Source organism: Leifsonia sp. 71-9 (genome assembly GCF_001898805.1).
Classification (GTDB): Bacteria; Actinomycetota; Actinomycetes; order Actinomycetales; family Microbacteriaceae; genus Leifsonia.
The window spans coordinates 1-13463 of the sequence record NZ_MKVJ01000003.1; the positions used below are offsets into that span (position 1 = coordinate 1).

Consider the following 13463-nt stretch of genomic DNA (forward strand, 5'->3'; position numbering starts at 1 on the left):
CGATCCGCGTCCGCAACCGCGACGCCGTCGACGGCCGTCCGCGCGGAAACCTCAGCAAGTTCGGCATCTCGCGCGTTCGCTTCCGCGACATGGCGCACCGTGGCGAACTGCCCGGCATCACCAAGTCCAGCTGGTAACCAGCGACTGACGCACGAAGGGGCGTCCGGCATCACGCCGGGCGCCCCTTCGGCGTTCTCCAGGGTCGTCAGGCGGTGAAGAACGCGCGGATGTCGTCCGCCAGCACCGCGGGGAACTCGAGTGCGGCGAAGTGGCCGCCCTCCGGGAACCGGCTCCAGTGCACGATCCGGGAGTTGTCGCGCTCCGCGAACACCCGGATGGTCTGGAAATCGTCGGCGAAGACGGCGACGCCGGTGCGCGAGGCGTTCACCGCGGTCGACGGCGGCACGGTGGCGTTCTCGTAATAGGCGCGGCTCATGCCGGCGGGCGCGTTGGTGAACCAGGCGATGCTCACCGCCGTGAGCACGGCGTCCAGCGGCACCCGCGACGTGCCGTTGCCGAACGACTCGAACAGCTCGCTGTAGGCGAGGAGCCCGAGCGGGGAGTCGCTGAGCGCCGCCGCGATGGTCTGGGGGCGCGAGGAGTTCATGGCGTTGTAGGCGCCGACCGACTGGAACCACTTCATGTGCTCGAGGCCCGCGTAGTCCTGCGGATCCAGGCGCTCGAACTCCGACGGGTCGCCCGAGGGGAACGAGAAGAGCTGCTGCACGTGGAGGCCGAGGAAGCCTTCCGGGGCGAGGAGGCCGAGCTCCCGGGCGATCAGGGCGCCGTTGTCGGAACCGTGCACGCCGTAGCTGTCATACCCGAGGCCGCGCATCAGGGTGTCGTAGGCCGCGGCGACGCGCGCGGTCGTCCATCCGCTCTCGACGACCGGCTGCGACCAGCCGAATCCGGGCGCGTCCGGGATCACGAGGGAGAAGTCCGCCGAGAGTGCGTCGATGAGGTCCAGGTAGTCGGCGGCGGACCCGGGGTACGTGTGCGCGAGCAGCAGCGCGGGTGCGTCGGGCCGAGCAGAGGGCACGTGGAGGAAGTGGATGGTCTGGCCGTCGATCTCGGTGAGGAAGTGCGGCCGCGCGTTCAGCTTCTCCTCGACCGCGCGCCAGTCGAAGCCGTCGCGCCAGCGGTCGATGGCGGCGCTCAGATAGCTGTTGGGGGTTCCGGTGCTCCAGTCGTCGGCGGGGGCGGGCTGAGGGAGGCGGGTGCGTGCGAGGCGCTCCCGCAGATCGGCGAGCTGGGACTCGTCGACGCGGATCGTGAACGGGCGGACGGTGAGGGTGGTGTTGGTTTCCATAGATCCCACGCTATGGTCGATACCGGCAGTATGACTTCCTGAATTCGAAGGGTGTGATGAGCGATTCCGCGGCGCGCATCCTGGCCCTGCTCGGGCTGCTCGCGACGCCCTCCGGCCGGTCGGGGCCCGAGCTCGCGGCCGAGCTGGGCGTCTCGGAGCGCACGGTGCGCACGGACATCGAGCGGCTGCGCGAGCTGGGCTACCCCGTCGAAGGGGCGCGGGGACCGGGAGGCGGTTACCGCTTCGGCTCGGGAGGCCGGATGCCTCCGCTCCTCCTCGACGACGACGAGGCGGTCGCGACGGCGGTCGGCCTGCGTTCGACAGCGCGCCTGCCGGGGATCGAGGAGGCGGGAGGTCGTGCGCTCGCCAAGCTCGAGATGATGCTCCCGGAGCGGCTGCGACCCGCCGTGGAGGCCGTCTCCACGTCGATGGAGCCGGCCTCCGAGAACACGGGGAGCGACGCGGAGGATCCGGAGGTCTCCCCCGCGGCGCTGCGAGCGGTGACCGACGCCATCCACAGCAGGCACTGGCTGCGCTTCGAGCACCGCGGCCGGCCCGTGCTGGTCGAGCCGTACCGGCTGCTCAGCTGGCAGCGCCGCTGGTATCTCGTGGCGCGCGATCCGGACGCCGACGAGTGGGCGAGCTACCGGCTCGACCACCTGGAGCTCAGGATGCCGACCAGGCGTCCGTTCGAGCCGGTGCCGTTCCCGCACGGCGACTTCGCCGCGTTCGCGGTGCGGCAGGCGGCCCACAGCGGCTGGGATGTGCACGTGCGGCTGCGCGTCGAGGCGTCGGCCGAGGCGGTCCTCGCCCGGATCAACCCGGCGGTGGGTGCCGTCGAGGCCATCGACGCGACCCACTCGGTGCTCCTCACGGGCGGCGACAGCCTCCACACGGTCGCCGCGTACGTCGGGATGCTGGGCATGGACTTCACCGTCGAGTCGCCCGCGGAACTGGTCCCGCTGCTCCGCGAGATCGCCGATCGGTACCGCCGGGCGGTCGCCCAGCACCCCTCTCGAAGGTGAAAGAGCCGTGAGAAACGCCGAAAATCCGCGTGTTTCCGCGGATTCCTGATACATTCGAGGCGGTCATCCGACCAACCGTTATGGCCCTCCGAGGCCGTGGCTGTTCCACTGCAAGCTGTAGATCCAGCACAACGTCCGAGGAGGACACTCAATGGCTGACAAGTCGCTGAACAAGACCGAGCTCGTCGCTGCCGTCGCCGCGGCGTCGGGGCAGAGCCAGGCCACCGTCTCCGGTGTCGTCGACGCGTTCTTCGCGACGATCTCCGAGACCGTCGCCGCCGGTGGCAAGGTCACCATCCCGGGCTGGCTCGCCGCCGAGCGCACCGAGACCGCTGCCCGCACGGGCCGCAACCCGCAGACCGGTGCCGAGATCTCCATCCCGGCCGGCCACCGCGTCAAGCTGACCGCGGGCTCGAAGCTGAAGGCTGCTGTCAAGTAGTCCCACTCGCTTTGCCGGAGGGCGGCGCCGCGTACAGCGGTGCCGCCCTCGTCGCGTATCCGGGGCGATCGCTGCTGTGGGCGGGCGTCCAGCCCCGGGGACGTAGGCTGGACGGGTGCCCCGTATCGTCCGTGTGATCGGCCCTGCCGCGCTGCTCGTCGCCGCCCTGGCGTCGGTCATCGCCGGCCTCGCCTTCGGCGGCGGAGCGAACGCTCCTCTGCTCGCCGACCCGGGCGCCCTCGTCCGCTGGGGCCTCCCGGTCGCGACGCTCCTGGTCAACCTGAGCCTCTCGGGCGTCGTCGGCGCCCTCGTGCTCGTCTGCTTCGTCTTCACGCCCGACCGCGAGGAGTTCGGCAAGGCGCTCGACTTCGCCGCGGGATGCGCGGCCGTGATGACCGTGGCCGCCGCCGCCACCGGGCTCTTCACCTTCGTGAGCGTCTCGAACGTCCCGTGGTCGTTCGACGAGACCTTCAGCAACGGCCTCAGCTCGTTCATCACCAGCGTCTCGCTCGGTCAGGCGTGGCTCGGCGTCACCCTGATCGCCGCCGCCGTGACGGTGCTCTGCTTCGCGGTGCGCAACCACACGGCGCTGATCTTCGTGACCATCCTCGCGATGGCCGCGGTCGTCCCCATGGCCCAGCAGGGCCACAGCGCGGAGGCCGCCGGCCACGACGCCGCGGTCACCTCGTTCGGCCTGCACGTGCTGTTCGCCGCCATCTGGCTGGGCGGACTGGTGACGATCATCGTGCTGCGCGGCGTCTTCGGCGGCGACCGGCTCGTCACGGTGATGGAGCGGTACTCCTCGATCGCCCTCATCTCGTTCATCGTCGTGGCCGCCTCCGGCTACGTGAACGCCGAGCTGCGCATCGGCAACCTGGCCCAGCTGGCGACGCCGTACGGCATCCTCGTGCTGGTCAAGGTCGCGGTGCTGGTCGTGCTCGGCCTGTTCGGCGTCTCGCAGCGCCGCATCCTGATCGGCCGGCTCAAGGCGGGCGGCAAGCGCGGCACGTTCTGGTGGATCGTCACCGCCGAGCTCGCCTTCATGGGCATCGCGTCCGGTGTCGCGGCGGCGCTCGCGCGCACGGTCACCCCCGTCCCCCAGACGCGCGCGGCGACCCCGACGCCCGCGGAGATCCTCACCGGCGAGAAGCTCCCGCCCGAGCTGACCTGGGGCCGGCTCTTCACGAGCTGGAACTTCGACCTGCTCTGGGTGCTCGCCTGCGCCTTCGCCCTGTTCTTCTACCTGGCGGGCGTCTGGCGGCTGCACAAGCGCGGCGACGCCTGGCCGATCTACCGCACCGTGCTCTGGGTGCTCGGTATCGCGCTGCTCTTCTACATCACCAACGGCGGCGTGAACGTCTACGAGAAGTACCTCTTCTCGGCCCACATGTCGGCGCACATGGTGCTGACGATGGCCGTGCCGCTGCTCCTGGTGCCGGGAGCGCCCGTGACGCTGGCCGCGCGCTCCATCCGCAAGCGCAACGACGGCTCGCGCGGCGGCCGCGAATGGATCCTGCTCGCCGTGCACTCCCGTTTCGCCGGTGTCATCTCCAACCCGATCGTCGCGGCCATCCTGTTCGCGGGCTCGCTCTGGGCGTTCTACTACACGCCGATCTTCCGCTGGGCGACGACGGACCACATCGGCCATGAGTGGATGGTCGTCCACTTCCTCATCACGGGTTACCTCTTCGTGCAGTCGCTGATCGGCATCGACCCGGTCAAGTTCCGGCTGCCGTATCCGTTCCGGTTGCTGCTCCTGCTGCTGACCATGGCGTTCCACGCCTTCTTCGGCCTCTCGATCATGCAGATGCACGGCCTCCTGCTCGCCGACTGGTTCGGCGCGATGGGGCGCACCTGGGGCGATCCTCCGCTCGTCGATCAGCAGACGGGCGGCGGGATCGCGTGGAGCATCGGCGAGATCCCGACGGTCATCCTCGCGATCGTGGTCGCCATCCAGTGGAGCCGCAGCGACGAGCGGGAGACGCGCCGGCGCGACCGCAACGCCGACCGCACGAACGAGGCCGAGCTGCGCGCCTACAACGACCAGCTCGCCCGTCTGGCGCAGCGCGACGAGGCCAAGCAGCAGTGACCGCCGGGGCTACTGCCCCACCACGATGTCGAGCGACCCGTCGGCTCGGATCACGACGCTGGTGAGCGACACCGCGAAGCGCTCGTCGGACTCGCGCTGCGAGACGGTCCCGTCGAACAGCGACTGGACCGTGACCGAGAGGTGGGCGACGCCGACGGCCTGGTCCATCGTCCACGCGGTCTGACCCGCGGTCAGGTGCACCGCGGGATAGGTGGCCATCGTCCACGTCGGCAGGCCCTGCACGCGGTCGTCGATCTCGACGCCGAACGGGCAGCCGGCCGGCTGGAGCACCTGCTGGGTCGCGCACTGGTCGAGGAACGCGTTCAGCTGCTTCTGGACCGCGGCGGTGAAGGCGGCGGTCGGCTGAGCGTCGACCGTGGTCTCGACCGTGCTCGCGGGCTTCGCGAGCACCGCCGCCGGGGCGGCGTCGAGGTACTTCGACGTGTGACCGAGCTCGTACCGGCCCGGGGCGAACATGAGGTAGTCGGCGGCGACGCTGAACGCCGTCGCGGGCTGGTCGGGCGCGGAGGCCCGCGGGCTCACCGTGTGGGAGGCGATCGTGAAGTCCTGAGCGTGGGCGACGGTCACGTGCGCGACCGTGAGCGGCGTGGTCGCGAAGCGCCAGAGCGGCAGGACGCCGAGCACCGACCCGGACTGCTCGACGGTGAAGGTCGCGGTGACGGCGTGGCCGTCGGATTTCGCGCGCATGGTGACGCTGTGCTCGCCCGACGGGAGGGCGCGGTCGGAGACGACGGCGATGTCGCTGATGCGCGGCAGGAGGTCGGCGCGGAGGAGCTCGTGCGAGACGTCCGTCGGTAGGCCGGCGTGCTTCAGAGCGGCGGAGGTCGGGGCCGCGCCGGGCATGGCGAGGGCGGAGGCGACGTCGTGGGCGGCGAGGGTCTGCACGTAGCCGGTGACGAATCCCGAGGCGCTGTAATAGGTGCGCTGGACGGCCGCGAACGCGGCGAGGAGGGCGAGGACGAGCAGCAGGCCGATCCCGGACCAGAGGATCAGGGCGCGCGTGCGGTGCCCCGACTCATCCCCAGTCATGAAGCCATCCTAGGGGCCTGTGCAGAGAGCGAATCGGGAGGCCGGGCGGGTTAGAGTAGATCGCCAGGTCGCGCGAGGGGAAAGGGACTCGGATGGGCCGACTCTCGCTCTCCCCGGAGCAGCAAGCGGTGTACGAACTGATCGAGCACACCCGGGAGCACGTCTTCGTCACCGGGCGTGCCGGAACCGGCAAGTCGACGCTGCTCAACCACCTCTCCTGGAACACGGAGAAGTCGATCGTCATCGCCGCGCCGACCGGCGTCGCCGCGCTGAACGTGGGCGGCCAGACCATCCACTCGCTCTTCCGGCTTCCGATCGGGGTCATCGCCGACCACGACATCGAGCAGACCGCCGAGCTGCGCAAGCTTCTCAACACCATCGACACGCTCGTCATCGACGAGGTCTCGATGGTCAACGCCGACCTGATGGATGCGGTCGACCGCAGCCTGCGGCAGGCAAGGCAGCGGCCCGCGGAGCCGTTCGGCGGCGTGCAGGTGGTGCTCTTCGGCGACCCGTACCAGCTCGCTCCGGTGCCGGGCGATCAGGAGGAGCGCGCCTACTTCAGCGACACCTACCGGTCGATGTGGTTCTTCGACGCGCGGGTCTGGCAGGAGGCCGACCTCCGCATCGTCGAGCTGCTGCAGGTGCACCGCCAGCACGAGTCCGACTTCCGGTACATGCTCAACGCGGTGCGCCACGGGCAGGTGACGAAGGAGATCGCGGACCGCCTCAACGAGGTCGGCGCGCGCCCCGCTCCCGATGACGGCACCATCACGCTCGCGACCCGCAACGACACGGTGAACCGCATCAACGCGCAGGCGCTCGAGCGCCTCCCGGGTCGGGCGCTGACCGCCAAAGCCGAGATCAGCGGCGACTTCGGCGGCCGCAACTACCCCGCGGAGGAGAGCCTGGAGCTCAAGGTCGGCGCCCAGGTGATGTTCCTGCGCAACGACGTCGGGCAGGGCGACGGCCCGCGCTGGGTCAACGGCACGATCGGCACGGTGACGCGCATCGACTCCACGGTGTACGTGGACGTCGACGGTGAGATCCACGAGGTCGAGCCGACCATCTGGGAGAAGTTCCGCTACAGCTACTCCCCCGAGACCAAGAAGCTGACCAAGGATGTCGTGGCCGAGTTCACGCAGTTCCCGCTGCGGCTCGCGTGGGCGGTCACCATCCACAAGTCGCAGGGCAAGACGTACGACGCGGCCATCGTCGACCTGGGCACGCGCGCGTTCACGTCCGGCCAGACGTACGTGGCGCTCAGCCGGATCACGACGCTCGACGGGCTGTACCTGACCCGGCCGCTGCGCCCCAGCGACATCACGGTCGACCCGGACGTCGAGCGCTTCATGCGCGACGCCCGCCCGGTGCACGTGCCGTTGACGGCGGACTCGAAAGCGTGAGGAGACGCGCATGATCACGTTCGTGCTGGACTTCAGCGACGGTCAGCATGTGGAGACGACCGGCAACGGCGTCATCGGCCGCAACCCGGTGGTCCACTCCCCCGGCACCGAGTTCGACGACCCGGCCCACGTCGAGCTGATCACCGTCTCCGACGACGCGAAGTCCGTCTCGCGGGCCCACCTGGCCTTCGGGCAGTACGACAACGTGTTCTGGGTGATGGACCTCGGGTCAGCGAACGGCACGACCATCGCCTACCCCGGCGACGGCACGTTCGCGTGCGACCCGAACACCCGCCACGAGGTCGACCCCGGGTCGATCGTCCGGTTCGGCAGCGGGAGCTTCGCCCTCAGCAGGCGCTGACCGGCGCTGACCGGCGCGGCCGATCCGCGGCGTCAGGCTGCGGCGGCCTTCGCGGCGGCGAGGTCGTTGAACAGCTCTGTGTTGAAGCGGAAGGCGAGACCGACCTCCGCGATCACCCGGTCGCGCTCCTCCTCCGTCCAGTCGACGGCGTCGAGCTGGGAGCGGTAGACGTCTTTGAACACCTTCGGCTTGGCGATGTCGGCGAACAGGTAGAAGCCCACGCCGTTCGTCTCGAAGCCGTACTGGCGCTGCAGGAGGGTGCGGATGATCTGGCCGCCGGAGAGGTCGCCGAGGTAGCGCGTGTAGTGGTGGGCGATGAAGCCGCCCGGCCAGTCGTGCCCGACCTCGCGGATGCGGGCCGTGTAGCGGAACGTGCTCGGAAGCGGCGAGATGCGGTTGCGCCAGTCGTCGCCGAGCAGGAACTCGAGGTCGGCCTCGATGGCCGGCAGGCGGGTCAGCTTCGGCGTGATGAAGAGTGCGGCGACGGGGTCGCCCGCCATGTTGACCGCGGCCTCCTCCAGCGCCTCGTAGATGAAGTAGTGCTGCGCCAGAAGGTGGATGTAGTCCTCGCGGCTGCCCTTGCCGCTCATGAGGTCCTGCATGAAGGTCGCGCCTTCGCTCTCCTCGTGCACGGAACGGGTGCGCTCGCGGAGCGCTTGCGAGAAGGGGATCAGTTCGGCCATTCGGGGTCTCCTGGTCAGGTAAGGCTTACCTAAATATGTCGGAAATGCGCCCGTCCGTCAAGCTGTCCCTCACGCACGGGAGGCCGGGCGATGCCATCGCCCGGCCTCCTCTGAGGGCGTCGCTCGGTCACTTGAAGGTGACGACGACCTTGTCATCCTTGATCGAGATGTCGGCGCTGATGTAACCGGCTCGGCCGGTCAGGTTCTCCGTCGCCGGGTTGCCGCGGTAGTCCGCTCCGGTCAGCACCGCGGTGAACGACCCCTCGCCGATCTTGAACTGGTAGTACGACGAGCCGTCGCCGACCGCGACCTTGGGCGATTCGACGACCGTGACGGCGACCGTCGAGCTGGAGGCGGGCATGTTGGCCGGGTAGCTGAGATCGATCCCGCAGTCCTCCACGTCGTAGTACACGGTCTTGGTCGCGCACTCCGCGTAGTGGGCGTCGACCTGCTTCTGCACCTCGGACAGGTACTCCGCGGACGGCGTCAGGTCGAGCTTGAGATCGGCATAGGATCCGGCCGCGACGGTCAGCGTCGGCGAGCCGGCCAGGTCGTAGAACCGGTTCGGTGCGCCGAGCGTGTACACGCCCGGGTAGGCCGAGAGCTCGGAGTCGTCGGACGTGATGGTCTGATCGGCGCCCGCCACGGTGAAACCGGCGATGGAGGACGAGACGTAGGGCAGCGTGTAGACCAGCCCGCGGCTCACGAACCAGCCCTTGTCGTCCTTGTCGAGCTCGATGGTGTCGCGGTACGTCTTGCCCCCGAGCTTGTAGGCGACCGAGACCTGGGTCTGGTCGGAGCCGCGGTTCGAGAGGGTGCGGGTGACCGCCGGATCCGTGATGCGCTTCGCCTTGGCGAGGACCGCGTCCGTGAGCAGGAAGTCGGAGGCGTCGGCCCGCGACAGTGCGTTGGCCGCCTTCGCATCCCCCTTGGCGATGTCGTTCAGGTACTGCTCCGCCACGCCTTTCGCCCCGTTGCCGCTGAGCAGGGAGACGAAGAGCACCACCGCGACGATGATCACCACGACCAGCGCGACGGCGCCTCCGATCACCCACCACACCCAGGGGCGGATTCCGGTCTTCGTGCCGGGCGCGGGGGCGTATGGGTTGGGCGCCGGAGCGTAGGGGTTGGGCGCGGCGGCGTAGGCGGTGGGCGCCTCGGACGTCGCCGGTGCCGCCGGTGCTGCGGGAGCTGCCGGTGCCGCGGGCGCCTCGCCTCCCGGAGCCTGGCTCTGGTCGCCGGGCGGAGTGGTCGGGTCGGTCACGGGATCCCCCTGTCATCGGTGTACTTCTGGTGTCGGCTCATGCCGGGGTCCGGCGCGCGTGCGCGGACATCGGCATGCGGCCGACGGCCGGCACGCGGATGACGGAATCCCCGAGTTCCTGGGAACAGCCTATGGGCAGACGTGACAGAGGGACAAAGCGCGGGGGGCGCCGTCAGTGGTGGTGCCCGACCTTCACGGCGGCGTAGCCCGCGTCGGTCAGGCCGAGCGCCGGGATGGTGACCGCGCAGACGGCGGAGGCGCTGAGGGCGAGAGCGGCGACGAAGCGCAGCGCCCCGCTGTGCTGGGAGGCCGGTCGCGCGCGTCGCAGCACCACCGCGCTGACCGCGGCGACGGCCACGTCGAGCAGCGACGCGACGGCCATCGGCAGCAGCGGCAGGCTGATCACCGTGCCGGAGGTCGCGGTCGCCCCGACGACCGCGATGGCCGCCCACAGGCCGACCGGCACGAGGGCCAGAGCCGGGATGAGGCGGAAGAGGAGGGGCCGGTCGCGCGCGAGCGTCGAGACCGACCAGCCGAGCTCCGCCACCGCGACGGCCAGGAGCACGACGAGGAGCGGAAGAGGTGCGCTGGGGGCGAGCGCTGCGTGAAGCAGGCCCGCCCCCAGTGCGGCCACGGCGAGGAACGCCCGGGCCGGAGGGGCGACCGGGGTTCCTGACATCCTGCTCAAGGGAGCCGTGGCCATGTCGGTCAGACGGCTGCCGGAGTGGAGCGCACGGTCCGCTCGGCACCGAGACCGACACCGAGGAGCACGATCGCGCTCGCCAAGTGGAGGAAGTGGTCGGGCGTGTTGAGCGCGAGGATGTTCGCGCCCGTTCCGACCAGGAAGAAGCCGACGATGCCGAGCAGCAGGTACACGGCGCCGACGGTCGTGTTGACCGCCTTCGCGGCTGCGGCACGGGTGAGGCCGGCGATGAGCAGCGCCGCACCGATCAGCAGGTGGGCGATGTTGTGGAGCGGGTTGACCTCGAAGATGCCGAGGAGCAGTCCGCCCTTCGTGGCCACGAAGCCGACGCCGCCGGTGAAGGCGAAGCCGAGCAGGCCGACGAGCAGGTAGACGGCGCCGAAGATGGTGGCGACGAGACGGTTCGGTGATGTGCGCATGGTTCGTTCCTCCTTGGACGGCGCACGGATGCGCGCCTCAACAGGTCTTCGCAGCGGGTGGGGAATCGGATTGGCGGACGCCCCGGACGGCTCTTCGTGCGGTTCGATCGGCGGGCTAGAATCCAGGAACGAGCACCACGACGGCGGGGGAGTCCATGCGAGGAGCGGTCGGCAGAGGACGGACCGCGATCATGGCCGCAGCGGTGGCTCTCGTGCTCGCCGTGACGGGATGCACGTCGTCCGCTCCGACCGATCTGCCGACCCAGCGCCCGGGCGGATTCGCCGGCGATGTGCAGAAACGGCTCGACGGCGCCCTCACCGATGCCATGGCCCTCGCCGACGCCTCGGCCGGATTCGCCGGTGTGTGGGCGCCCTGGGCCGGGAGCTGGACGGCCGCGACCGGCACCACCACCCGCGGCGGCTCCACCCCGGTCACCGCCGGCATGACCTTCCGGATCGGCCAGAACACGGTGCCGATGACCTGCTCGGTCTTCCTCGACCTGGTGGACGACGGAACGATGGGCCTCGACGATCCGCTGACCAAGTGGGTGCCGGGACTCGTGGGCGTCGAGGGCGTCACCATGCGCGAGCTCTGCCAGGGCACCTCGGGCCTGGGCGACTACTCCGCGCAGCTGAACAGCCGCATGCTCATGAACCCGACCCGGGAGTGGCCGCCGCTGGAGCTGGCGAGCGAGGGCATCGCCGCACCCCGGGCGGGCAAGCCGGGCGAGAACTACGCCGTCGCCCGCACCAACGCCGTGCTCGTCGGGATGGCCGTGCGCAACGCGGCGGGCAGCGACTGGCCGGACCTCTACCAGAAGCACGTGTTCGGACCGCTCGGGATGGAGTCCAGCGCGTTCCCCGCAGGCTCCGCGCTCACCGTGCCCGGCGCCCACCCCGCCGGCTACGCCGCCGGCGTCGACGGGGTGGGAGCGGTGGTCTGCGAGCCGATGCGGGACGTCTCGCGCATCTCCCCCTCGATGGGCTGGACCGCGGGCGGCGTCGTCTCGAACCTCCAGGACCTGAAGGCGTTCAGCGAGGCGCTCGCCGCGGGGTCGCTGCGCGACGGGAAGACCGCCGACGCCCAGATGACGGGCGTCACGAGCGGCGCCTCCTGGCAGAAGCAGGGCCTCGGCGTGCAGTTGCTCGGGCCGTTGCGCGGCAGCAGCGGGGCGATCCCGGGCTACGTGTCGGCGATGTACACCGACCCCTCCTCGGGCCTCACGGTCGTCGTCGCCCTCAACAACTCGACGCCGGGAGCCGGATTCGCGCAGGCGCTGGCGCAGCGCTTCGCCTCCATCGTCTCCAAGGTCCCGGCCGCCACGAAGGGCGCGAAGGTCGTGGACGCGCTCCCCTGGTCGGAGGAGCAGGCGGTGGACGCGATGACGAAGTCGGCGCCGTGCCCGGCGAAAGCCCCGGAGGCCGGGAAGTAGCGCGAACGCCGGCCGGCTCAGGCCCCCGCGAGAGCGGCGAGCTCGGCGCGCACCGGGAACGCGTCGTCGTCGAGCACGAGCTGCACGGCGGCGCCGGTCTCGCGGTTCACGACGATCGGCGCGAGGAGGTTGACCGTGCTCCCCTGCTGCGACGGCGTCACGACGACCAGGAGCAGCGCCTGCTCCGCGGCCTCGATGCCGAGCTCGGCGGCCCGGTCGTCCGGGAGCTCCGGCGAGTAGCCGGGGAGGTGGCGCTCGGCGTCGAGGGTGTAGAGGCGGACCTCCGGCCGCTCCACCGAGGCCAGCGTGTAGAGACCGGCCGCGCCGTCCACCGCCGACAGCTCGAACGCGGCGAGCGGCTCGAGGCCGGGAGGCGGGGTGACGAAGGCGACGGCGCTCATCGCAGGAAGTCCATCAGGGTCGGCTGCAGCACGCGGGCCGTGACGGCGATCGCGGTCTGGTAATTGACGTCCTGCGTCTTGAGGTCGAGGAGCACCTTGCTCAGGTCGACGTCCTCGAGGTTCGAGCGCTGGGCCTCCAGGGCGTTCGCGCCGACGGCCAGCGTGTCCTTGGCCTTGTCGACACGGGTCTGCCGGCCGCCGATCTCCGCGTGCTCTCCCACGATCGCCTTCATCCTGTCGTCGATGCCGCCCAGGCGGGGGCCGACGTTCACCCCCGTCCGCAGATCGTTCGAGATGCCGTCGATCAGGGCGAACACCGAACCGGAGCCGGTTCCGAAGACCGCGGCGCCGTCCGCATCCACCCGCACCGTCGTGTCCGGGCCGATCCTGCGCTCCACTGTACTTCCCGCCGCACCGGTGAAGGAGTAGTCGGGCTGGAAGGCGACGCCGGCGTCCGAGTTGCCGGCGAAGACGGTGCGGCCGAGGTAGGTGGTGTTCGCCAGCGAGAGGAGCGACTTCTTGAGCCCGTCGAGCTCGGTCGCGATGGCCTCCTTGGCCTCCCCCGACAGCGATCCGTCGTTCGCCCCGGTCACGGTGAGGTCGCGCACGCGGCGCATGATGCTCTCGACCGAGGTGAGCGTGGAGTCGGCGGTGGTGAGCCAGGCGTCGCCGTTGTCGACATTGCGCTGGTACTGCGCCGTCGCGGCCTGGTCGGCCCGCACGCCGAGCGCGCTCGCCGTGGCCGTCGGGTCGTCCGAGGGCTTGGTGATCTGCTTGCGGCTCGTCGCCTGATCGTAGAGCTGCGCCTGGCGCTGCAGGCTGAGCTGCAGGTTGCGCTGCGCGTTGAGCGTCTGCGTGGCGTTCGTCACACGGGTGAACAC

General features: G+C 70.4%; 14 protein-coding genes and 1 pseudogene. 7 read left to right on the plus strand and 8 right to left on the minus strand.

Annotation, left to right across the window (positions count from 1 at the left end; all coding sequences use genetic code 11):
* A pseudogene (locus BGO91_RS02655) lies at window positions 1-137 on the plus strand (30S ribosomal protein S14); the annotation flags it as partial.
* Window positions 138-205: 68 nt separating this feature from the next.
* Here the strand turns inward: BGO91_RS02655 and BGO91_RS02660 are convergent.
* Window positions 206-1309, minus strand: a complete 1104-nt coding sequence (locus BGO91_RS02660; RefSeq protein WP_290471327.1) for an epoxide hydrolase family protein — start codon at window positions 1307-1309, stop codon at window positions 206-208.
* Between the two features lie 56 nt (window positions 1310-1365).
* Here BGO91_RS02660 and BGO91_RS02665 point away from each other — a divergent pair, with 56 nt between their 5' ends.
* The 3 genes from BGO91_RS02665 (at window position 1366) to BGO91_RS02675 (ending at window position 4862) form a co-directional block, all read left to right on the plus strand.
* Window positions 1366-2334, plus strand: a complete 969-nt coding sequence (locus tag BGO91_RS02665) for a WYL domain-containing protein (protein ID WP_290471328.1) — start codon at window positions 1366-1368, stop codon at window positions 2332-2334.
* Window positions 2335-2485: 151 nt separating this feature from the next.
* Complete coding sequence (locus BGO91_RS02670; protein WP_021760167.1) at window positions 2486-2773, plus strand: HU family DNA-binding protein; 288 nt, start codon at window positions 2486-2488, stop codon at window positions 2771-2773.
* Window positions 2774-2888: 115 nt separating this feature from the next.
* Window positions 2889-4862 carry a cytochrome c oxidase assembly protein gene (locus BGO91_RS02675; RefSeq protein WP_290471329.1) on the plus strand — a complete coding sequence of 658 codons (1974 nt, stop codon included), beginning with the start codon at window positions 2889-2891 and terminating at the stop codon, window positions 4860-4862.
* Between the two features lie 9 nt (window positions 4863-4871).
* Here BGO91_RS02675 and BGO91_RS02680 read toward each other — a convergent pair whose 3' ends face one another.
* Window positions 4872-5912 (minus strand): hypothetical protein, encoded by a 1041-nt coding sequence (locus BGO91_RS02680; protein WP_290471330.1) that lies wholly within the window; start codon window positions 5910-5912, stop codon window positions 4872-4874.
* Window positions 5913-6004: 92 nt separating this feature from the next.
* Between BGO91_RS02680 and BGO91_RS02685 the strand changes: the two genes are divergently transcribed.
* Window positions 6005-7318 carry a PIF1 family ATP-dependent DNA helicase gene (locus tag BGO91_RS02685; protein WP_290471331.1) on the plus strand — a complete coding sequence of 438 codons (1314 nt, stop codon included), beginning with the start codon at window positions 6005-6007 and terminating at the stop codon, window positions 7316-7318.
* Between the two features lie 10 nt (window positions 7319-7328).
* Window positions 7329-7679, plus strand: coding sequence for an FHA domain-containing protein (locus BGO91_RS02690; RefSeq protein ID WP_290471332.1), 351 nt, complete (start codon window positions 7329-7331; stop codon window positions 7677-7679).
* A 32-nt stretch (window positions 7680-7711) separates the two neighbouring features.
* Here BGO91_RS02690 and BGO91_RS02695 read toward each other — a convergent pair whose 3' ends face one another.
* The 4 genes from BGO91_RS02695 to BGO91_RS02710 all read right to left on the minus strand — a co-directional run bounded on the left by BGO91_RS02695 (window position 7712) and on the right by BGO91_RS02710 (window position 10748).
* Window positions 7712-8362 (minus strand): heme oxygenase (biliverdin-producing), encoded by a 651-nt coding sequence (locus BGO91_RS02695; protein WP_290471333.1) that lies wholly within the window; start codon window positions 8360-8362, stop codon window positions 7712-7714.
* A gap of 127 nt (window positions 8363-8489) precedes the next feature.
* Window positions 8490-9626, minus strand: coding sequence for a hypothetical protein (locus BGO91_RS02700; RefSeq protein ID WP_290471334.1), 1137 nt, complete (start codon window positions 9624-9626; stop codon window positions 8490-8492).
* Window positions 9627-9798: 172 nt separating this feature from the next.
* Window positions 9799-10305 carry a hypothetical protein gene (locus BGO91_RS02705; RefSeq protein ID WP_290471335.1) on the minus strand — a complete coding sequence of 169 codons (507 nt, stop codon included), beginning with the start codon at window positions 10303-10305 and terminating at the stop codon, window positions 9799-9801.
* Between the two features lie 29 nt (window positions 10306-10334).
* A complete protein-coding gene (locus BGO91_RS02710; RefSeq protein WP_021757536.1) occupies window positions 10335-10748 on the minus strand; it encodes a DUF4383 domain-containing protein in 414 nt (137 codons plus the stop codon).
* 191 nt (window positions 10749-10939) lie between these two features.
* Between BGO91_RS02710 and BGO91_RS02715 the strand changes: the two genes are divergently transcribed.
* Window positions 10940-12181 carry a serine hydrolase gene (locus tag BGO91_RS02715; protein ID WP_290471336.1) on the plus strand — a complete coding sequence of 414 codons (1242 nt, stop codon included), beginning with the start codon at window positions 10940-10942 and terminating at the stop codon, window positions 12179-12181.
* 17 nt (window positions 12182-12198) lie between these two features.
* On the opposite strand, the gene BGO91_RS02720 is transcribed toward BGO91_RS02715, so the two are convergent.
* The gene (locus BGO91_RS02720; RefSeq protein ID WP_290471337.1) at window positions 12199-12582 is read right to left on the minus strand and encodes a flagellar assembly protein FliW; all 384 of its coding nucleotides are present in this window, start codon (window positions 12580-12582) and stop codon (window positions 12199-12201) included.
* The gene (gene flgL / locus BGO91_RS02725; RefSeq protein WP_290471338.1) at window positions 12579-13463 is read right to left on the minus strand and encodes a flagellar hook-associated protein FlgL; all 885 of its coding nucleotides are present in this window, start codon (window positions 13461-13463) and stop codon (window positions 12579-12581) included. Before flgL ends, BGO91_RS02720 begins: the two co-directional genes overlap by 4 nt.